This window comes from Comamonas suwonensis (assembly GCF_012844455.2).
GTDB lineage: Bacteria > Pseudomonadota > Gammaproteobacteria > Burkholderiales > Burkholderiaceae_C > Comamonas > Comamonas suwonensis.
Genome location: NZ_JABBCQ020000009.1, coordinates 95,651 through 116,088, shown reverse-complemented (window position 1 = coordinate 116,088; position 20,438 = coordinate 95,651). Strand labels below are relative to the sequence as shown.

Below are 20,438 nucleotides of genomic sequence, written 5' to 3'. Positions count from 1 at the left end.
CTTGAAAAAACAAAAGCGCCCTCGGATGAAGACGCTTTTGTTTTGGCCCCGCTTAGCCCTGCGGGGGAGGGCACATGCATGCCGCATGCTGGCTACTCGCTCACATTTCAGAATCTCCGGACGCAAAAAATGCCACCTCAAGGGGTGGCTGGTAAAAGAAAACCTGCACTGGGCAGACTAGCTGTCAATCAAACTTCAGCTCTTTCTGTCCGTACACTTTTTCGGTGATGTACTTTTCGTACTGCTCCCGCGTATCCGAGACGGTTGCAATACCAAGAATCATGCCGACTTGAGTGCGCAGAGCCTTTACGCCGATTTCAGAGAGAAATTGGTGAATTTTTTCACCCTTCTCACCATTCTCAGCTTTGTTTAGCTTTGCCAAGTCGAACACCTTCCCGTGACTGTTTGCAAGCGGCCTATAGATGTGATCGATAGTAAGGTAGCGAAACTCCCACGGGCGACCACGCTCGTATTGAGCAATCCCATACAGTCGATACCACTGCTCATACAAGTTAGGCGAGAACTCCTTTTCGTACTCCCGGGCCTCTTCGCGTACGTACAATTTGTACGCTTCGATGACTTCCTCTTTTGTGCGATCGTAACCAGCTAATGCATATACAAGGCCTTGGATCCCAGCCTTGGCGGATGCTGCCAATATGACATTCGCTTGCGCAACAATGTTGGCTTGGCTTTTGAGCATCTCTCCCTTGGCATTTGCCAGAACAAGAGCTTTACAAATGTCGATCAGAAGGCCGACATCGTATCCATGGACGTCACCGATCGGAGGGGCATTCACCCCCGGGATGTCACCCTTAAAAATCAAAGGGCTAGCTACCTTTTTTGAGATTTCCGCACCCAGGGCTTTGGATGCCGTTTTTCCTTCAATAAAGCGAGGAAGTGCAGTGCCACCACCGCCGCCAAGTTGTAGCGCCGAAGCCATGCCGCGCTGACTAATGACTGCAGTTTTTTCGATGTCATTAAGGACGTAGCAGTCAACATCGACACCAAGGGCTTCAAGAAAATTACCTTTGTGAGTAGCCTTGAGCCCCCATCTGGCTGCCGCACCTTTCTTTGCTCTACTCGCCCTCTCTTCAGGAGTCATCTTTGCCGCTAATGCCTTAGCACCCGCGGCGCGTTTCGGTTTCTTTTCCTCAGACATTTGCAAGCATTCTTTAAAGTTTTGATGCTTGCAATGTAGCGAGCATTTCTAAGAATTGCAAGCATGCAAAAACTCTGATGCTTGCATTCAAGCCGCAGCCCTGCACGCAAGGCTATGGTTTGTGCCCCTGATGTCGCTCAGGGGCTGGCGCTGCTTGCGCAGAGGGCTTTGCTGTTCTTGGTATCCCTGTAAACCTCACCTGTTTGACCGTGTACCGCGCTTTGGCAGGACTGGAAACGGGCAGGACTACCCGCGCAGAGCAGCGGCCATGCCCGCTGGTGCTTGTGCCTGGGGACGCCGCGCATTGGTGCGGCGAACTACATAGGCATCCTTGGAGCTGAGAGCAGATTGGATGAGGTGGTCATCTGCGATACTTGCGCTGGGCGCCCGACAACGCCCACTGCGGCTCGTCAAGCCGCTTAAGGTGAAGTGCTGGTGATGCCATAGGGATGGATGTCCCTGCCTGCTCGGCGACAAGAGTGGCGCCACAAGTACTGAGCCGAAGCCAGACTCCTATTCGCGGTAAGAGGCTGGCCGCGCTAGCAACGGCGCGTAATAAGTCGTAGCGGGTTATTGACCCGTGGCCACGGGTCTTCACCGGAGCAATCCAATGAAGACTTCTGTGCGTGTGAGCATCAACATCGATGTAGCCAAGTGCATTCGTGCAATAGGTTTTGTCGTGTTCCTTTTGATGCTGTGACCGAGTGGGGCAGGGCGGGCAACCGTCCTGCTTCCCGCTGAACTTCTTACGCGTTTTCAGCGACCACCTCAACCAATCTGTTCTCAAGCTCTGTTGTTAAAGGGCTAGGGGCGCGGCTCGATCACTTGGCACCCATCGCTGCGGTTTATTGCTGCGACGGATGAACTTTAGCTTCAGGCTAATGTTTGTGTCAATAGCCTAAAGCTAAATTAATTTTGCAAGCTGTTAGCTACAGGCGAAAAAAAAGCCCGCGGCAGCGGGCTTGATGGTGATTGGAGGTGGTTTTATTTGAAGAAGCGGCGATGCTCCACCATGGTTCCGATGATCTCAATGGGTTGCTCGTCTGAGCGCATGGTGGGGTAGTCCTCGTTCAGGGGAACAAGTTCAAACACTTCATTGCCAAGCACATCAATGGAGCGTGGGCGGTATTTTTTGAATGTGGCTTCTTCGCGGCCGTTCTTGGCGGCGACAAACGAGCCAGGCCGAGGCTTGACGGAGGGGTCGATGATTACGGCATCTCCCTCTTTGAAGTCGGGCTCCATGGAGTTGCCACGAATTGTCAGCACAAACGTTTCCCCGGAGTGCTTGTCGCTGGTGATCAGCCAGTCATGAGCATCGCTTGGTTGGAAGTCGCCTGCAATTTCTGTCCACACTCCGGCTTGAATGTAGGAGATAACAGGGACGCGACGAACGCCTGCAAGGGGGGTGAATTCCGCGTTGGATCCGCCAGGGGTGCGCAACTGATCGCGGCTGGAGGGTTGATCCATCCAGCCTTCTGGTTTATTTGTTTTGGCTTCAATCTCCCTCGCGATGGCGTTGCTCATTACCCGAGGCTTGCCAGTTTTTGAGTTGAGGGAGGCATTGAGCCACTGACTGATCTGGGCGGGGGCTTTGCCTATCACGTCGGAGAGTGCTGCTTGGCTGCCTGCTTCTTTTATAAGCCGACCTAAGTTTTCGCGGCGCGTGACGTCAATGGGTTGCATGAGTTAAGTATTTAGCAATTGGCTAATTGCGGCAACGAGCACTAGGCTATTGACATGAATTAGCCTGAGGCTAAAATTTGTCAAATGAAGCTATCGGAATACCTCAAGACATTAGAGCGGGGCGGTAAGTCTGCATTTGCGCGAAAGATCGGTGCTCATGCCTCAGATCTCTCCGATTGGTGCAGCGGCGACCGGTCAATCCCTGCTCACTATTGCCCTGCAATTGAGCGCGCAAGCAATGGTTCGGTAAGCCGAATTGATTGCCGCCCAAATGACTGGCAGGTCTATTGGCCCGAGCTGGCCCAGTCGTCCACCTCAACCAGGGAGGTTGGCAATGACTGAGCACAACCAGTTTGAAACCCACGCAGAGAACGACGCCCCTTTGTTTGCGCGAGGCATTGCCGGCCCTTTGGGTAAGCTGACCTGCGACGCCAAGACCAAAATTGATGAAGTCACCTACGAGCTGTGGCTGCAGCAGTGTTCGGCGCGTGGTCAGGACACTGCCAGCGCGCTGCGTGACTGCATCTATGCCTTGGTGCATGGCAAAACGTATCGGCAAATGGTGTTGGAGAAGATCAACCATGACGCCAAGCGTATCGACGCGATGACGCAGCTCATAGGTCCGTTTGGGGCCCCCGAATTGTTGGGGGACCGCAAGCAATGAATCTGACTTCGACAATGGCACCAGCGGCCGTACCGCTGACGATGAGCAGCCACGAGATAGCCGAGCAGGCAGAAATGCCTCGTCATCGCTTGTTAAGCCTCAGAGCAGAGGTTTGGCTGAATCTCCCCCCTGAAATTGCTTACCGAGACGAAGACATCGAAGTTCTGTCAAAGGCTTTGCAGCTGGCGGACGAACTTGGTTATGGCCGTCTCGATGTCTCGATCCAGGTATGTGGTGTCTATCTCGAAGACCCGCAAGCACCCGGAACAAAAAGTCTCTTTCTTCGACCGAAGCTCTCCCAGGAGGCAGCCGCATTGGTGGCTGCAGTGAGGGCAGGTGAATTCGATCAGGCGTGTATCGACTGGTTGAAAGCTCATGGAGGCTCCTATGCGAAGTGAAGTTTTGGCGAATCAATCTTCGCATGGGGTGTTTTCCATCACGATGAGCAGCCGCGAGCTTGCGGATCTGACTGGCAAGGATCATTTCCACGTCATGCGCGACTTGCGTGCCATGCATGGACAGCTGGGCGCGATGTTTGGTGGGTCTATCCAAAAGTGGATACACCCCCAGAACGGCCAGACCTACGACGAATATCTGCTGGACAAGGACACCAGCCTGACGCTGCTGCTGGGCTATGACGCTGTGGCGCGCATGAAGGTGGTGAAGCGCTGGCAGGAGCTAGAGGCCCAGCAGGCACCAAAGCTGCCCCAGACCATGGCCCAGGCTTTGCGCCTGGCTGCAGAGCAGGCCGAGCAGATTGAAGCCCAGCAGGAGCAGCTGGCGCTGGCCGCGCCCAAGGTGGCATTTGTGGATCGCTACGTCGCGGCCACAAGCGGTGAAAAAGGTTTCCGCGAGGTGTGCAAGCTGCTGGGAGCCAACGAGCTTGAATTCAGCGAATTCCTGGCGCGGGCAAAGATCATGTACCGCCTGGCCGGGAAGATGACACCCCATGCAGAGCATCTGGCTGCTGGCCGCTTCAAGGTGAAGACTGGCACTGCACCTCGCAACGAGCATGCCTATGCCCAAGCCAAGTTCACCCCCAAGGGCGTGGAGTGGATTGCAGGCCTGTGGGGCAAGCACAAGGCCGCGCTGGCGCTGGAAAGCGGGGTGCAGGCATGAGCACTATCGCTACCTATCTTGACCGTCCTATCGCCTTCCAACGGGCCTTTGTGGCACTAGGCGCAGGCATCACAGGCGCTTTGCTGTTGAGCCAAGCTGTTTACTGGTCACGCCGTAGCGGTGATGACACGGGCTGGTTCTTCAAAACCCAGGTGGATTGGGAAGAAGAAACGGGCTTGCGCCGTGCTGAGCAGGAGACTGCCCGCAAGCGTTTGTTGACGCTGGGGGTGATGGAAGAGGACCGCAAGGGCATTCCTGCCAAGCTGTACTTTCGTGTCAACTTTGAAAAGCTGGAGCAACTGCTGACCTCGGGCAGTGCCAGCAAACAAGATTGCGGGAATCCCGCAAACAAGGATGCGGAAAACCAGCAAACAGGCTCGCGGGAATCCGGCGCGCCAGATTGCGGGAATCCAGCAAACAGGATTGCGGGAAAGTCGCAAACTAAACTAAGAAAGACTACTACAGAGACTACAGCAGAGACTACTGCAGATATTTCTTCCACGACGGCTCTCGCCGCCGTCGCCGGAGCCTCTGAAGCTGGGCTTGATGCGGAAGAGCGCAAAGAGGCATTCGCCGCACTTTGCCGCCAAACCTGGGAGGCATACGCCAACGCCTACTTCGTCCGATACGAAACCGAGGCAGTGCGCAACGCGAAGGGCAACGCCACGGTGGTGAACCTGGTCAAGCGCCTGGGTGCTGAAGCGCCGGAGGTGGCCCGGTTCTTTGTCGAACGGGTGTCTGAGGCTTTCGTGGTTCGCCGCTGCCACGGCATTGGCGACCTGCTGGCGCAATGCGAGGCCTACCGCACGCAGTGGGCCAGTGGCATGGCAGTGACGGCAGAGGGTGCACGCCAGACCGACCGCACGGCCAGCAACGCCAATACAGCCCAGGGTGCCGCCGAGAAGGCCATGGCTATCGTGGCCGCCCGCCGCGCTGCTGCCGTACAGCAAGGAGCAGACCATGCTGAATGACGCCGGCATCGTATGGCTCTCCAACGAGCTGGCTGCTACAGCCGAGGCATTGGGCCAGACCCTGAGCGAGAACGCTGCAGCCCTGATGGCCGCTGACCTCTCCACCTTCCCCAAGGAGCAGTTGCGCACCGCCTTGAGCCGTACCCGCATGGAGTGCACGGGCCGACTGACGCTCAAACTCATCCTTGACCAGCTCGACGCATTGCAAGGCCGCTTGGGAGTCAATGAGGCTTGGGCGCTGGCGCTGCGCTCTCGTGACGAGCAGGAAACTGTGGTCTGGACTGATGAGATTGAGCAGGCCTGGGTGGCGGCATCCAGCATGGCTCAGGGCCGTGACTTGGTGGGAGCGCGCATGGCTTTCAAGGACGCTTACGAGCGCATCACCTTGCAGGCCCGCGACACCCTCAAGCGCCCAGAGCCCCGGATTGCCGTGGGTTGGGATGCTGATCGCCGCCTGCAGGTGGTGGTGCAAGCCCATCAGGAGGGCAGGCTATCGCTGGAGCAGGCGCAGGCCGTGTTGTCTCCTGCGCAAGCGGCCACGGTGGGCGGGCAATTGGTTGCGCTGGCAGCCCCGGCCCCACGCATTGGCTACGACGCGCAAGGGCGTCCCTTCAAGCTGGTTCAGAAGGGCGGCCCAGGCCTTGTCCCCCTTCTGACCAGCAGCGCCAGCCAACTGCCTGAGCAGGCCTCCTCATTGATGGCACCCAACGTGGTTGCCAAGATCCGCGAGATTCAGGCCGGAGTCAAAGCAGCGGATCGCAAGAAGTCCCGGCGTGCAGCAGCACAAGCCCGACTCGAGCGCATAAAGCTGGGGCAGGCCAAGCGCCTGGCAGCCCAGGCCGTTCAGTCTTATCAGCAAGGTGGTGCGGCATGAGCTTGGAAAGAGAACTGGCCGCCAAAGGCTATGGCACAGGGCGCGGCATCCGTGACACATGGGCACGGCCTGTGGCTGGGAATGCGGCAAGTCGTCAAGGACGAGCTCAAGCGCCTCAAGTTCAAACCACACCCGGGCGACCTGACGCCGTTCACGTAGCCAAGTACGGCAACAAGAAGACGACCACGGCTGATGGCGTGAAGTTTGACAGCCGCGCCGAGGCCCGCCGTTGGGAGTATCTGTGCGTGCAGCTGCGCATAGGAGAAATCAGCGACCTGCGCCGTCAGGTGGCATATGAGCTGGTGCCATCTGTGAAGTTTGCGGATGCTAACCGCGCCAAGCCAGCCATTCGCTACATCGCTGACTTCGTGTATGTGGAAAAGGGCGTGGATGTTATCGAGGACGTGAAGGGTGTGCTCACGCCCGAGTTCAAGCTCAAGCGCCACTTGATGAAAGCCCTGCTGGGCTTGGAAGTGAGGCTCACCAAGTGACCAAAGCACTCAACCCCGCCTTTTTTGGCAAGACCGTGCCCCTGGCAGGCCAGCGCAAGCAGTCCCTTGGCTCAACGATTACCCGCCTGATCAAGCCTGAGCTGGAGCGCTTGCCCGATGGCCGCTACCTGAAGACCCAGAGCATGCAAAACCGCTGCTGCATCGACATGGAGGTTGGCTCTCGTCTGGTGTATGTGATGGATGACCACGGCTATCTGGTGCAAGTTGAAGACTGGGGGCGAGCATGGTGAAGCCCTACACGATGATTATTCACCCCAACACACTGCAGCACCTGGAGCAGGAGCTGGGGCGCATCTGCATCTACACCACCGGCGTGGATGCAGAAGGCGCGAAAAGCTACGAAGTCATGCAAGTGCATGAGGCTGACCTCACCTTCAACCAGTGTGGATTGCTGGCCACCGTAGCCGATGTTCGCTTCATCCCCATCCGAGACATTGCGCCCCAATCACGGACCTCTGACCCGGTGCGCTCACCCGTTAAACCCGCATCCCATCAAAACATGCAGGAGCTGCGCAAGTTCCTGCGCCTGGACCGGAGGGCGCGAACATGAACGACTACCAGCAGAAATTAGCACATGCTGACGTGGACAGAGCATTTTTGAGATCCGTGATGCTGAGCGTGAGCACACTGTCACCGACCTGGCGCGTTAGCCGCAATTGGGTGCTGGATTCATTGCTGAATGAAGCCCCGATTTCAGAGCTCTCATGGAAGTGGCTTGTTAAGGACTTGATTCGACAGCGCCGTATGAAACGGTGCAATAGCACTTTGGTTCGTGGCGCCATAGCGCGACTTCGCGCGTCACGGTTTTGTGTCGTAGGAGCTGGCTCATGCTGATGCGCCGCACCCCCATGAACCCCGGCAAGGGCTTCAAGTCTCGCGGTAACTGGGCTGGCGCTGGGCGCTGTGCTGAGGAGCACGAGCAGGACGAAGGACACCACTACGAACCCGGCCAGGCTGATAGCCGCGAGCAGCGCCTTGCCGAGAGAGCAGCGCGCCAGATGGAGAGCGCCAAGGCAACGGCCAGCCTGGTCCCCAGCAACGTGGGGATGGTTCAGGACGCAGGAGTCATGGGCATCGTGATCGCCAAGGAGAACGCGGTCGAAAGCGAGCCCTACCGCCGCCTAGTGGCCCAGCTGCCTTGCCTGTGGTGCGGCATCAGCGGCTATAGCCAACACGCCCACCTGAATTTGGGGAAGGGCTTGAACCTCAAGACGGACGACCGCACGGGCTTTCCACTGTGCTGCAGCCGTCCAGGCATTGAGGGCTGCCATGTGGCCTATGACCAATACCGACTACTGGAGAGCGGAGGGCGTGAGGCCCACCGTGAGTACGGCATTGAAGCCGGCCGCTTTACACGCGATCAGATTTTGAAAGCAGGGCTCTGGCCCAAGAGGGTGCCCTTGTGGGCGCGAGCAGCATAAAGAACCGAGAACCCTGGAGCATCAATGAATTCGACACAAGCACAGCGAACCTCTGGAATATCAACACACCGCGCCCGCGATGGAGGCGTGGATCTGGGGACTACGGAGGAAACGCCTACGCTCATGCTGGTGTTTGAGGCAATCAGGCAGATCAACGACGCTGGCGGGGAGCCAACGCGCGAGCGCATCGTTGCCATGACAGGCTTGAAGCCCACCACAGTGGATGATCGCATCAAGGTGCTACGAGGCGAGGGCATGATCAGCCCACAGAAGCAGTGCTACCGGCCAATGCACCAGCATGTGGCCGCGCAAGCAGTCTCATGCACGGTCATGCCCAACGGCATCTACAAGATTGAGAAGGGCGACGAGGTGATGACCTTGGTACCTGCTGAGGCGCGTCAGCTGGCGCCCATGCTGGCAGGTAAGGCGCTGGAGGCTTCTGCGCTGGAGCGTGTGCAGGAAATGGAGACGCGGATGGTGGAGATGGCGCAGCAACTGAAGGAAGTGGACAGACGCTATAAGGCTCTGAAGGCATCCCAATCAGGGAATGTGGCTCAGCAGAGTCTTGAATTGATCCAGTAGGGGCACGCTCCAGTAGATTAAGTGCGTGCGCAGTAATTGCGCACGCAAAAAGGATTACTCCTTATTCAATGCCATACAGAGTAAGAAGAAATCTGCGATCTTTGCGAGTTCAGCAGTTTTCTCGTCAGCCTTCAACTCGTTACTGAATTTCTCAAGCTCAGCTGCAGCTTGTTCCTTGCTGCTTGCTTCTGTTATATCTTTCAGTCTCTTTAAGAGATAGCCCGCAATCACTGCATCGGCCATTTCCCCTGCTCCAAGGGATTCGAGACCCTCACGCAATGTGCTAACTGTCAGTTGGTTATCTGTTTTCAAAAATTTCTCCATTTATTAAAGCAGGACGAATTAAGTGTTGCCTGCACTTTGTTTATCAGAGCTGAACGCATTATTTGCAATCAGCTCGAAAGATATTGTGGCTGGAGTCGCTATTAAAAGTGGGTGATTTATTGATGTGAAGCAAGGCATTGAAGGCGGTTTCCAGATTCGCGGTTCCATGAGTGGTTGCTCATGGTCGTCATCGGCACACATTGTCTAGCTTTAGTTAACCCGGCTAGGGTTCGACACCATAGGCTATGCCCCGCAGCATCTGGGGTATGGCATCTAAAGAGGCAGTATCCAAACCCCCAAAACGTACCCAGCCAGCGGCCTCACCAAGCACCGCTGGCAAAGCCGCGCCTGCGGATTGGGAGCGCATCGAGCTAGATTACCGTGCGGGTGTGAAGACGCTACGCCAGATCGCAGATGAGAACGGCATTACGCATGGTGCTATCAACAAAAGAGCAAAACGCGATGGATGGGAGCGTGATCTGTCCGACAAAATCCAGCGCAAGGCGGATGCGTTGGTATCCAAAGCGGCAGTATCCAGCGAGGTATCCAAGGAATCCAGAGCTGCAGAGCGGGCCGTAGTCGATGCCAATGCACAGGCCATTGCCGATGTGCGCCTGGCCCACCGCCGCGACATTCACCGCGCCCGGCGCATCACCAACGCGCTGCTGGACGAACTGGAGCAGCAGGCAGATGCCGATACCGTAGCCCTGCTGGAGGAGCTGGGCGAGAACATGCGCAACCCCGATGAGAACGGGATTGATCGGCTCAACGACCTGTACCACAAGGTCATCAGCCTGCCTGAGCGCTCCAAGACCATGAAGACGCTTTCGGAGAGTCTGCGCATGCTGGTGGATATGGAGCGCACGGCCTTTGGCATGGATGACAAGGAAAAGGACGAGCCCGCACCAGGCACTGTGGGCTATGTGCCGCCCGCCATCCAGATCGTGCATGTGAAAGCGCCGGTGTATGAGCCAGACGAGGACGAGCAGGAATGAAGCTCGCTCCTGTCCCTTCTACAGCGCAAGGCATGCCTAAGGTGCCGGTGCTGGCCATCCCCGAGAAGCTAGCCGGCATCTGGGAGCCCAAGCGCTACAAGGTCATGCATGGCGGGCGCGGCGGCGGCAAGTCGTGGACCGTGGCGGCCGTGCTGCTGGTGATGGCATCCAGCCGCCCCTTGCGCGTGCTGTGCACCCGCGAAATCCAGAAGTCCATCAAGCAGTCGGTGCACCAGTTGCTCAAGGATGTGATTGCGCGGCTGAACCTGCATGCCTTCTTCGAGGTGCTGGAAACCGAGGTGCGCGGCATCAATGGCTCGCTGTTCCTGTTTTCGGGGCTGCAGAGCCACACCGTGGACTCCATCAAGTCCTTTGAGGGCTGCGACATCGTGTGGGTAGAAGAAGCCCACGGCGTGACCAAGAAGAGCTGGGACACCCTGATACCCACGATTCGCAAAGAGGGCAGCGAGATATGGCTGACCCTCAACCCGGACATGGAGACGGATGAAACCTACCAGCGCTTCATTGCCACACCCAGCCCGGATACCTGGGTAGTCGAGATCAACTGGCGCGACAACCCCTGGTTTCCGCGCGTGCTGGATGACGAGCGGCGCAAGGCCAAGCGCACCATGCTGGCCGACGATTACGCCCATATCTGGGAAGGTAAGGCGCGGCGCGTGGCAGCCGGCGCGATCTACCGCCATGAAATGGAGTCGCTGTACCTAGACCACCGGGCGCGCGACGTTCCCTATGACCCAACGCTACCGGTGCACACGGTCTGGGATCTGGGGTGGAACGATGCCATGAGCATTGCCCTGGTGCAGCGCGGCCCTCAAGACGTGCGAATCATCGGCTACATCGAGGACAGCCACCGCACGCTGGAGTGGTACGTGGCCAAGCTGGAGAAGCTCCCCTTCCGTTGGGGCACGGACTATCTGCCGCATGACGGCAAGACCAAAAACATCCAGACCGGCAAAAGTTCTGAGCAGGTGTTGCGCGAACTGGGGCGCAGATCCGTTAGGTCGCAGGAGCGGGCAACGGATGTGGAGGAGGGCATCAAGCAGGTGCGCATGCTGATGCCGCGCTGCTACTTTGATCTGACCAAGACCGCTCGACTGCTGGAATGCCTTAAGCGCTACCAACGGCGCATTCACGCCGTCACCAATGAGCCCATGGAGCCGCTACACGACGAATTCAGCCATGGCGCTGATTGCATGCGCTATGTGTCCCTTTGGGTGCCCCAGATGGCGGGCATTCCAAACGCGGGCGACGACTATGAAGAACCAGATGAATCCGACTGGAGGCTCAATTGAACAATACCTATGAATCCGATACTGCTGAAGCAGACCAAGAGATTGGCACAGAGTCTCCTGAAACGCTGGAGGTTACCCAAGAGGAATTCACTCAGTGGCTGAGGGAGATGGACGAGGAGCCGGGATGGCGCGCGACCGCGGACAAGGAAATGGACTATGCCGATGGCAATCAGCTCGATACCGAGTTGCTGGCAGCGATGAAAGAGCAGGGCATCCCACCAGCTATCGAGGACCGTATCGGCCCCATGCTGCTGGCCTTGCAAGGCTATGAGACCACCACGCGTACCGATTGGCGTGTGTCGGCCAATAGCGGGCAAGAGAGTTCAGATGATGTGGCTCAGGCGCTCAATGAAGAGCTGAACCAGGCAGAGCGAAAGTCCAAAGCAGACGACGCATGCTCAGACGCCTTTCGCCCCCAGGTCGGGGTGGGTCTGGGCTGTGTAGAGGTCAAGTTTGAGAGCGATCCGACCAAGTTCCCTTTCAAGTGCGCAGCCGTACACCGTAATGAAGTGCGCTGGGACTGGCAGGCGCAGGAATGGGATCTGTCGGATGCGCGCTACTTCAAGCGCGACAAATGGCTGTTGCCGGATCGAATCGCGCGCGCTTTCCCTCAACACCGGGAGCTGATCTTGCAGTGCGGCCGGCATGGCGCTCAGTGGTGGAACGAAGGGTTCAACAGTCGTTTTTCCAGTCAGGGCGGAGCATCCACGGGCTTGCAAAATGCCTCGCTGGAGGGGCGAAGCTCCACTATTGAGGAGGCGCGCTGGTATAGCCGGGTGAGCAAGCAGCTGTGCCTGACAGAACTTTGGTATCGCCGCTGGGTCGAGGCTACTTTGCTTGAAACCCCGGATGGCCGGGTGGTGGAGTACGACAGCGAGAACCAGGCGCACAACTACGGCATCGCGACCGGGCGCTCCAAGCCATTTCGTGCGGTGGTGTCCAAAGTGCGGCGCAGCTACTGGCTAGGGCCGCACAAGCTGCATGACAGCCCAACGCCTTATCCCCATGACCACTTCCCTTATGTGATGTTCTGGGGATTCCGCGAGGACCGCACCCGCGTCCCGTATGGCTATGTGCGTGGTGTGATCTACCAGCAAGATAGCCTTAACAGTGGCACCGCATTGCAGCGCTGGGGTATGGCTGCATACCGCACCGAGAGAACAAAGGGCGCGGTGGCCATGACAGACGCCCAGTTCCGGCGCCAGATCGGTCGGCGCAACGCTGACATTACCTTGGATCAGGAGCACATGGAAAAGAAGGGCGCGCGCTTTGAAGTCAAGCGCGATGTTCAGCTCAGTGAGCAGCAGTTGCAGCTGATGAACAACTGCCGCTCGGTGTTTGAGCAGTTGTCTGCAGCGCCAGCCGCATTTACTGGTCAACGTGGTAACGCTACAAGCGGCTTGCAGGAGCGTACACAGCTTGAGCAGGCCAATCAAAGCCTTGGCACTGTGATGAGCAATTTTCGCAAGGCGCGCACGTTGATAGGTGAAATGCTGCTCGCAATGATCATCAAGAGCCTGGGCGATAAGCCAAAGCAGGTGCCCATCGAGGGCGATGCGGTGTTGCCAGACCGGACCATCTCGCTCAATCAGCTTGAAACCGATCCTCAGGGCTATAGCTACCTGTCCAATGATGTACAGCGCACCCTTTGCAAGGTTCAGCTGGATGAGGTGCCCAGCACTGCCGGTTACCGTTCGCAGCAGCTGTATGCCATGCAAGAGGTCATCAAGACCATGCCGCCGCAGTTCCAGCAGGCAGCCTTCCCCTACATGGTGGCTCTCATGGATACGCCTTACAAGAAGCAGATCGTTGAGGCTTTGCGGGCAGTGGGCTCACAGGAGACGCCGGAGCAAGTTGAGAAGCGCGTTCAGCAGGCGGTGCAGGAGGCTTTGGTCAAGGCCGGGCATGAATTGAAGGCGCGCGAGCTGGATCTCAAGGAGCGACTGACCGAAGCCCAGATCAAGCAGATCATGGCTCAGGCAGTGCAGACCGGCGTGCAGGCCGCTTTCTCTGCCATGCAGGGTGGTGCGCAGGTGGCGCAGATGCCGATGATCGCTCCAATCGCGGATGCCATCATGCAGTCGGCCGGCTACCAGAAGCCCACACCAGGCGGAGACGATCCTAACTTTCCGACACCGGAGTCTTCCCCTGCTGGCCCTGTGCCAGATGGACCGGTGCCTTTTCAGGGAGGCGCGGCCTTGGAGCCGGGCGCGGCGTCAGAGGTGCGCGAGAACACCAGCCCCACCTTTCCGCCCATTCCTCAGAGTGCGGACACAGGGATGCAGGGAATTGAAACGCCTTCAACGCAAGACAACCTGGCTTGACCGTTAAGGGCATCAGGCAGAGCCGTCCCCAGGGGGCGGCTTTTCTGTTTCCACCCCACTAGAGTTTGCCCGGATCAAGCCCATCAACAACACTTCTCTCTAAGCCTTCAGTGCAAACCGAGGCGAAGTGCAGCGGCTACAGCCGTTGTTATGAAAGCAGATGGAGCTATCTAAACCATAGCGCCTGAGTGCTCAGCCCTTTGCGGCTACTGCGATAAGTGGTGGGACAGCATGACGACATCAATCAACGACTCTTCTGAAAGCCAAGACAGCGTACTGAACAGCACTCAACTGACCGACATGCTCAATGCCGGTCTGCATGGCGATACCTCGGGTAGTTCCGGGGATGAAGGCGGCGCGCCAGCGACCGCCACTGATGCTGCAAAAGACATTGCTGGAATGGCTGAACCGGTGGAACAAGCCACTGATGTGCCCAGCGATACCGACCTGAATCCTGCCAACACGCGGGTTCTGGCGAAAGATGGTGTTCACACCATTTCCTTTGAAAAGTTTCAGGCACACCGAGATGGTGAGCGTGAGTGGAAGCAGCGCGCGGAGGCTGCCGAGCATGACGCTACCCAAGCGCGTCAGGCTTTGGCCGATGCGCAGGCGCAATCTCTGGCAAGACAGGAATCCGGCCAACAGGCCACGACAAGTGACAAGCTACTGGACATAGCCCAAGAGGCGGTGAACAGCGGTGTAGACGCTTCCTTGTTTGGTGATTTCTCTGAACAAGCCATGGCGGAGGGCATTCAAAAGCTCAATTCCCTGGGTCGATCCGAGATGCGAAAGGAGCTGCGCGAAGAGCTGTTGACTGAACTGCGCCAAGAACTGGCACCGGTCCTTCAGCAGCATCAAAGCAGTTCTGCCCAAGCTCATTTCGAGCAGATTACCAAGGCCCATGCTGACGCGAGCTCCATTGCGGAGAGCGCGGAATTTGATACCTGGATCAAGGGCCAGCCAAGCTATGCCCAGGAGCCCATTCGCATGGTGCTCGATCAGGGCTCGGCAAAGCAGGTGATTGAGTTGCTCGATCAGTACAAGGCCGCCACCGGTCAAAAGAGTCAGCCAGAGCGAAAGCCAGACGTGGCCGCCAAAAAGGTAGTCGATTCTCTGCAGTTGCCAGCCCCGAGCAGCCTCTCGGATATTCCGGGTGGCCGAGGCGGCGCTCAAACCATGCAGGAACGTCTGGATTCGCTGAGCGGAGTCGATCTTTTCAACGCATTCAACGACATGTCGCCAGATGCGGTCGATTCCTTCATCCGACGCAAATCTTAAGAATTGAGGCTGATATGAGCAAAACCAGCACGTCCGCAGAAGACCAGCAGAAGCTGGTACAGCAGGCCATGGGGGTGTTTTCGGCAACCCAGAAGCGCCATTCCAATATCAATCGTTTGACGGGCAAGTTCCCGAAAATCGAGGCCACCGCCAGCGCGCTAAACAACCAATCCAGCAACACCATGCCCATCGTCCAGACTATGGATCTGGGCAAGGGCCGTGGTGATGAGCTGAAAATGAACTTCGTAAACCCGGTGGGCGGCATCCCCATCATGGGTAGCGAATATGCAGCCGGGCGCGGTGAAGGCGTCTCTCTGTCCGAGGATCGCTTGCGTGTGAATCAGGCGCGTTTTCCTCTGGATCTGGGCGCGGTCATGGATGAAGTTCGCAGCCCTGTCGATATTTATCGACTGGCCAAGCCACTGCTGCAGCGCGCCATGGACGACTATGAAGACCAAATGTCTCTGGTGCACATGGCGGGGGCGCGCGGTTTCATGAACGACCATACTTGGCGCATTCCTCTGGCAGCAGATCCGCGCTTTGGCAAGGTGGTCGTCAACCGCGTTAAGGCTCCCACCAAGAACCGCCACTTCATCATTGAAGGTGATTCGCTGCAACGCTTCAAGGCCAATGCCGGTGAGGTGGATCTGACCACGGGCGACATCATGAAGATGCCCAACGTGGATGCACTCAGCAGCTACTTGGAGCAGATGGTGATGCCGCCGCCTGCCGTGGAGTTCGAGGGCGACGAGATGGCCAAGGACAGTCCTTTCCGGGTGCTGCTGGTCTCCACATCGCAATACACGGCTTTTGCAACTGATCCCAATTTCCGTGCATATCAAGCGCAGGCTCTGGCCCGTGCGCGCAATGCCAAGGATCATCCCTTGTTCCGCAGCCCCGAATCGGCCTTCTGGTCCAACACCCTGGTGGTGAAGATGCCCAAGCCCATTCGTTTCTTTGCTGGCGACAAGATCATGTATTGCGATCAGTTCGACAGTGAAGCCGAGTCCAGCGCGCTGGTGCCCGCGTCGTTTGGTGACAAGTTCGCGGTGGATCGCTCCATCTTGCTGGGCGGCCAGGCACTGGCCAAGGGCTATGCCAAGAGCCGTCACAACGGCCTGCCTTACTTCTGGAAGGAGCAGGACGACGACTTCGACGACAAGATGGAAGCCCTGATTGGCGCGATTTTGGGTGCCTCCAAGATTCGCTTTGCGGTGAATACGGGTGACGACAAGGTGGAGTTCACCGACCACGGCATTGCTGTGCTTGACACGGTAGTGCCCATCTTCGGCAAGACCATCTAAGCCAGGGCAGAGGGGAGCGATCCCCCCTCTGCATCTGTCTTGTTTTAACCTTCAGGAGTCAATCATGGCAAAAATCACCATCCTTGGTGCATCCCGCAATCAGTTCGGCGGCGCGCGCCCTTATGGCAATACCACGACCATTCGCAGCGTCCTGGCTACTGCCGCCAATGGCCAGGCTATTGGCTCTGATGCGGTGGCCGCATTGGCGATCAACGATGTGGTGCGCATCAATACCTTGCAGCCCGGCTTTCTGGTCGATGAGGTCAAGCTCATCGTGTCCACCGGCTTTGGCGCGGGCGTGCAAGCCTCACTGGGCTTTGAATATCTGGACGGCGTTGATCGCCCGGCGTTGCCCCAGAGCCCGGCCTACTTCGGCAGCGCGATCGATCTGTCAGCGGCTGCCAATCTGCGCCTGCCCCTCACCAAGAAGCTGGCCAAGCTGCCCGCCGGCGTCGCTGTGGTGCTGACCATCACGGGCGCGGCAGTGGCCAAGGCCGCTTATGTGGATGTGGTGATCAATGGTGAGCACCTGGGCGCTGACTAAGTGCCATCACCAGGAGCGAGGGGCGCGGCCCTTTCGCTCCTTTGTTCGTTCCCTTAAGGATCACCATGAACACCCCAATCAATACCGATGTGAAGTACATCGGGCGGCGTAGCCCGTATGTGGATCGCCTCTATGGCACGAATCTATCTTTCGAGCGAGGTCAGGTGCGATCCTTGCCGTCTCAGATTGCCAAGAGGTTCTTGCGCCATGCCGATATGTTTGCTTCGTGCAAGGATGAGCAGGCTGCTAGCAGTCAGGACGGGCAGAGCAGTGCACAGCTTGTAGATGACACGCTTCAGACTCTGGAGCAGGCGCAGAAACTACAGGATGAGCAGCGCGACAAGGACACGCAACGCCAGCAACTGATCGATCAGATCATGAATATGGACAAGGAGGGCGTGCAACAGTTCGCCAAGGACAGCTACAACCAAGTCGTTCCCAAGAACCTGTCGCTGGACAACATGCGCACCAAGGTGCTTTCCATGCTGGACCAGTACGGGGTGTGCTGATATGACGCTCGGTGAGCTGATTGCCTCTTTCCGCGAGGATGCGACCGACAAGGTTGAGACTTATCTGTGGGAGGACGAGGCCGTAACGCGCTGGCTCAATGAAGCTCAGGACGAAGCCGCCGTGCGCGGGCGGCTGTTGCTCGATGACAGCACACCTGCCGTGACTACGATTGCGGTAAATGCGGGTCAGGCCTCGTATCAGCTTCATGCCAAGGTTTATGAGATCGCGCACCTGCACTGGCAGCCGAGCGCGGCGGCCCATAGTGGCAAGTCCGTGGAACTGGTGACGCGCGAGTGGCTTGATCGACGCCACCCAGAGTGGCGCGTGCGTCTGGGCTGCGATGTGATGTATGCCATCCAGACTGAGCGCGCGCTGCGCGTGGTGCCCACGCCGCGCGAGGCCGGAGTGCTGACGCTGGAGGCCTATCGCCTGCCGCTCAAGCCCATGGCCAACGACTCGGACAAACCGGAGATACATGAAGCCAGTCACCCCTATCTGGTGTATTGGGCGCTGCACCGCGCTTTCAGCCAGCCCGATGCCGATGGGTTTGACCCGCAGCGCGCGGCCTCGGCCGAGGCAGTTTTTACCGGCTACTTCGGTGCGCGGCCTGATGCGGATCTGCGCCGCGCAACCCGCCATGATGAACCCCAGGTGAACGTGGTCTACATTTTTTAAGGTGCCGCATGTTCGGACTGTCCAAACCCCAACCTAATGCCAAGGGCGCGGCCCTGGCCCAGGCGCAGAACCAGGCGCCCGACTCCATCCCCGGCATGTTCAAGCCGGGTGAGTTCGTTTTGCCGCCCGACACGGTGCATGCCATGGGTGGTAAGCAGGCGCTGCAGGGCGTGGTGGATGCGACTCATGCACCGGTGCAAACCTCGTTTGGTTTGAATGCCGCACGCGCTAACGCTCCGCAAGCCAAAGCTGCGCCCCAACTGGGCCTCAAGCCCGAGGTGTTCTTTGCCAATGGTGGCGCGCCAGAGGATCAGCTTGGGCTGGGTTTGAAGCCGGCCGCGCTGCCAAGCCCCAGTAGTACTTTTCCTGGCAACCGCCTGCCGGGGTCCAGTGGATTCAGCAGTGCGCCATCCAGCGCGCCGACCTCCACACCGAAGACTGCACCGATAGGAATGACGGACACCCAGCGTGCGGATGCTCTGGCTCAGATTCCGACAGGCGGCCTCAAGGCACCTGCTCCCGATGGATCTCAGGATGCCTGGAGCAATACCGAAGCCGGCCGAAATTTTGGCAATGCGGCGGCTGCGCTACCCGGTCTCGGAGGAGCGGGGCGTGTCGCCTCGACGGGCGGCGCGATCAGTCGAGGCTTTAACGCGGCTTCAACTGCATCGAACAATGCCGGCCGTGCAGTGCTTGGGGCCAGTCTCTTAGGCGGCGCTTCGCCTGCAGCAGCCACTCCCGCCACTGCCGTTGCACCCGCGACATCAACGGCTGGCGCTGGCCGTGGGTCTATCAATCCGCCACTGGTGAATCCTGGTGCTCCATCGCCAGCTGTTGCATCTACACCTGCCGCTTCAGCCAATCAAATGATCGATGGCGTCTACAACCATGGGCGCGGCCAGTACAGCGACCAGTCAGGTGGGATGGGCTTGCCTGCTGGATTCACTGGCAAGCCCAATGCACAAAACGACGCAGCAGCAGGTGCGCTGGCTCAGTCAGGAGCGGGCGGATTTGGCCTGCGCCGCTCTACTGAGACTACAGAGCCGGAAGCTCCAGGCTTGGGGCTGAATGGCGGCAGCCAGCCTGGCTGGTCAGGCTCGATCGGCCAATCTTCTGGCAACGGGAATATGTGGAGTCGCACCCCTGAGCAGCAGCGCCGTGACGCCGAGACTCAGGCAACCTCGATTCACAAGCAGACAGCCGCAAATGGCGCGGCAGCGCTGCGCGCCATCGATGGCCGTGATCTGGAAGCCATGCGCGGAGCGAGTGCGCTGGAGCAAGAAGGCATGCGACAGGCCGGCGGTCTGCAGCGCACTGCTATGACCGAAGCCGGTGCGACGGGACGCGCGGCCTTGGCTGAGTCCGGAGCCAGTTCGCGCGCATCCGGCCAATTGGGGTTGGGTTTGCGGCGCCTGTCGTTGGATCAGCAGCGAGCCAACAGTGACGAGCGCCTGCGCGCGCCGCAGATTAAAGCAGCAGAGCGCCTTGGGCAATTGCAGGAGTCCTATATCAACGCCAAGACTCCGGAAGAGCAGGCAGCGATTGCGAGCCAGATGCGCGCCTACTCGGGCAAAGATGAAGCTGATTGGAAGGTGCAAGTCACGCCTGCAACCAAGAATGTGGATGGCTCTACGACTGCCGGTTCTGTCATTCGCTACAACAGCCGTACTGGGGATGTGCAGGAGGTGAGTGGAGTTGGAGGCAGCTCTCAGTCCTTGCCGCCAGGTATGACCAAGCAGGTCGGAACGGCTGGCGGCAAGCCGGTGTACGAGGACGCAAAGGGAAACCGTTTCGTGGGTGGGTGACTATCTTTCCCCGTCGAGCTTCCCGCTGAATGGGGTGAGTTTGACGGGCTCGTCATACAGCTTCCTGCAGGCGACCCCAATCAGGACTGCTGCGCGGTTGCTGCGAGTGTCGCCAGCCTTTTTGGCAGTGCACTCCGCGCCGCTGCTAAAGCCAAATATGCCGCGGCCTTTTCCTTGAGGAGTGGCCTCAATGCCGCCAGGAAACTTGCCTAAGCACACCTGCATGTTGGCGTGGGCTGCCACATCGTTTTGTGTGCCAGGCAGCTTGTCCAGTAGGCAGGTGGCGTAGTTGGCTGCCTGAGCGTGCGCGGCTGCCAGTGCCAGCAGCGAGCCGCCCACCAGCTGCAGTATCGTGATCTTCATGCTCCCTCCACAGGGCGG

24 protein-coding genes are annotated in these 20,438 nt (G+C 58.4%); 20 read left to right on the top strand and 4 right to left on the bottom strand.

The window, feature by feature from the left end:
* Window positions 1-184: 184 nt before the first annotated feature.
* A complete protein-coding gene (locus HF327_RS11905; protein ID WP_169108432.1) occupies window positions 185-1,159 on the bottom strand; it encodes a P63C domain-containing protein in 975 nt (324 codons plus the stop codon).
* 984 nt (window positions 1,160-2,143) lie between these two features.
* Entirely contained in the window at window positions 2,144-2,842 is a 699-nt protein-coding gene (locus HF327_RS11900) for a S24 family peptidase (protein WP_236024155.1), read from the bottom strand.
* 84 nt (window positions 2,843-2,926) lie between these two features.
* Between HF327_RS11900 and HF327_RS11895 the strand changes: the two genes are divergently transcribed.
* From HF327_RS11895 to HF327_RS11845, 11 genes are all read left to right on the top strand, one after another.
* Window positions 2,927-3,184, top strand: a complete 258-nt coding sequence (locus HF327_RS11895) for a transcriptional regulator (protein ID WP_169108431.1) — start codon at window positions 2,927-2,929, stop codon at window positions 3,182-3,184.
* Window positions 3,177-3,506: a hypothetical protein gene (locus tag HF327_RS11890; RefSeq protein ID WP_169108430.1), complete on the top strand. Its 330-nt coding sequence runs from the start codon at window positions 3,177-3,179 to the stop codon at window positions 3,504-3,506. The genes HF327_RS11895 and HF327_RS11890 overlap by 8 nt, the downstream gene beginning before the upstream one ends.
* Window positions 3,503-3,904, top strand: a complete 402-nt coding sequence (locus tag HF327_RS11885; RefSeq protein WP_169108429.1) for a hypothetical protein — start codon at window positions 3,503-3,505, stop codon at window positions 3,902-3,904. The genes HF327_RS11890 and HF327_RS11885 overlap by 4 nt, the downstream gene beginning before the upstream one ends.
* On the top strand, window positions 3,894-4,625 hold the full coding sequence (locus tag HF327_RS11880) for a phage antirepressor KilAC domain-containing protein (protein ID WP_169108428.1): 732 nt from the start codon (window positions 3,894-3,896) through the stop codon (window positions 4,623-4,625). Before HF327_RS11885 ends, HF327_RS11880 begins: the two co-directional genes overlap by 11 nt.
* Window positions 4,622-5,596, top strand: a complete 975-nt coding sequence (locus tag HF327_RS11875) for a hypothetical protein (protein WP_198460478.1) — start codon at window positions 4,622-4,624, stop codon at window positions 5,594-5,596. The genes HF327_RS11880 and HF327_RS11875 overlap by 4 nt, the downstream gene beginning before the upstream one ends.
* Complete coding sequence (locus HF327_RS11870) at window positions 5,586-6,470, top strand: hypothetical protein (RefSeq protein WP_169108427.1); 885 nt, start codon at window positions 5,586-5,588, stop codon at window positions 6,468-6,470. The genes HF327_RS11875 and HF327_RS11870 overlap by 11 nt, the downstream gene beginning before the upstream one ends.
* Entirely contained in the window at window positions 6,467-6,961 is a 495-nt protein-coding gene (locus HF327_RS11865; RefSeq protein ID WP_169108426.1) for a DUF1064 domain-containing protein, read from the top strand. The genes HF327_RS11870 and HF327_RS11865 overlap by 4 nt, the downstream gene beginning before the upstream one ends.
* Window positions 6,958-7,212, top strand: coding sequence for a hypothetical protein (locus HF327_RS11860; RefSeq protein WP_169108425.1), 255 nt, complete (start codon window positions 6,958-6,960; stop codon window positions 7,210-7,212). Before HF327_RS11865 ends, HF327_RS11860 begins: the two co-directional genes overlap by 4 nt.
* Complete coding sequence (locus HF327_RS11855) at window positions 7,206-7,532, top strand: hypothetical protein (protein ID WP_169108424.1); 327 nt, start codon at window positions 7,206-7,208, stop codon at window positions 7,530-7,532. Before HF327_RS11860 ends, HF327_RS11855 begins: the two co-directional genes overlap by 7 nt.
* A gap of 277 nt (window positions 7,533-7,809) precedes the next feature.
* Entirely contained in the window at window positions 7,810-8,403 is a 594-nt protein-coding gene (locus HF327_RS11850) for a hypothetical protein (protein ID WP_169108423.1), read from the top strand.
* A 24-nt stretch (window positions 8,404-8,427) separates the two neighbouring features.
* On the top strand, window positions 8,428-8,985 hold the full coding sequence (locus tag HF327_RS11845) for a hypothetical protein (protein ID WP_169108339.1): 558 nt from the start codon (window positions 8,428-8,430) through the stop codon (window positions 8,983-8,985).
* A gap of 54 nt (window positions 8,986-9,039) precedes the next feature.
* Here HF327_RS11845 and HF327_RS11840 read toward each other — a convergent pair whose 3' ends face one another.
* Window positions 9,040-9,297 (bottom strand): hypothetical protein, encoded by a 258-nt coding sequence (locus tag HF327_RS11840; protein WP_169108422.1) that lies wholly within the window; start codon window positions 9,295-9,297, stop codon window positions 9,040-9,042.
* Between the two features lie 278 nt (window positions 9,298-9,575).
* Here HF327_RS11840 and HF327_RS11835 point away from each other — a divergent pair, with 278 nt between their 5' ends.
* From HF327_RS11835 to HF327_RS11795, 9 genes are all read left to right on the top strand, one after another.
* Window positions 9,576-10,304 (top strand): hypothetical protein, encoded by a 729-nt coding sequence (locus HF327_RS11835; RefSeq protein WP_169108421.1) that lies wholly within the window; start codon window positions 9,576-9,578, stop codon window positions 10,302-10,304.
* Window positions 10,301-11,617 carry a PBSX family phage terminase large subunit gene (locus HF327_RS11830; RefSeq protein ID WP_169108420.1) on the top strand — a complete coding sequence of 439 codons (1,317 nt, stop codon included), beginning with the start codon at window positions 10,301-10,303 and terminating at the stop codon, window positions 11,615-11,617. The genes HF327_RS11835 and HF327_RS11830 overlap by 4 nt, the downstream gene beginning before the upstream one ends.
* Window positions 11,614-13,941, top strand: coding sequence for a portal protein (locus HF327_RS11825; protein ID WP_236024154.1), 2,328 nt, complete (start codon window positions 11,614-11,616; stop codon window positions 13,939-13,941). Before HF327_RS11830 ends, HF327_RS11825 begins: the two co-directional genes overlap by 4 nt.
* Before the next feature lie 231 nt (window positions 13,942-14,172).
* The gene (locus HF327_RS11820) at window positions 14,173-15,219 is read left to right on the top strand and encodes a hypothetical protein (protein WP_169108419.1); all 1,047 of its coding nucleotides are present in this window, start codon (window positions 14,173-14,175) and stop codon (window positions 15,217-15,219) included.
* 14 nt (window positions 15,220-15,233) lie between these two features.
* Window positions 15,234-16,523, top strand: a complete 1,290-nt coding sequence (locus HF327_RS11815) for a phage capsid family protein (RefSeq protein WP_169108418.1) — start codon at window positions 15,234-15,236, stop codon at window positions 16,521-16,523.
* A gap of 64 nt (window positions 16,524-16,587) precedes the next feature.
* On the top strand, window positions 16,588-17,067 hold the full coding sequence (locus tag HF327_RS11810; protein ID WP_169108417.1) for a hypothetical protein: 480 nt from the start codon (window positions 16,588-16,590) through the stop codon (window positions 17,065-17,067).
* Between the two features lie 65 nt (window positions 17,068-17,132).
* On the top strand, window positions 17,133-17,576 hold the full coding sequence (locus HF327_RS11805) for a hypothetical protein (RefSeq protein WP_169108416.1): 444 nt from the start codon (window positions 17,133-17,135) through the stop codon (window positions 17,574-17,576).
* 1 nt (window position 17,577) lies between these two features.
* A complete protein-coding gene (locus HF327_RS11800) occupies window positions 17,578-18,252 on the top strand; it encodes a phage adaptor protein (RefSeq protein ID WP_169108415.1) in 675 nt (224 codons plus the stop codon).
* Between the two features lie 8 nt (window positions 18,253-18,260).
* A complete protein-coding gene (locus tag HF327_RS11795) occupies window positions 18,261-20,057 on the top strand; it encodes a hypothetical protein (RefSeq protein ID WP_169108414.1) in 1,797 nt (598 codons plus the stop codon).
* On the opposite strand, the gene HF327_RS11790 is transcribed toward HF327_RS11795, so the two are convergent.
* Window positions 20,058-20,420, bottom strand: coding sequence for a hypothetical protein (locus HF327_RS11790; RefSeq protein WP_169108413.1), 363 nt, complete (start codon window positions 20,418-20,420; stop codon window positions 20,058-20,060).
* Between the last annotated feature and the right edge of the window lie 18 nt (window positions 20,421-20,438).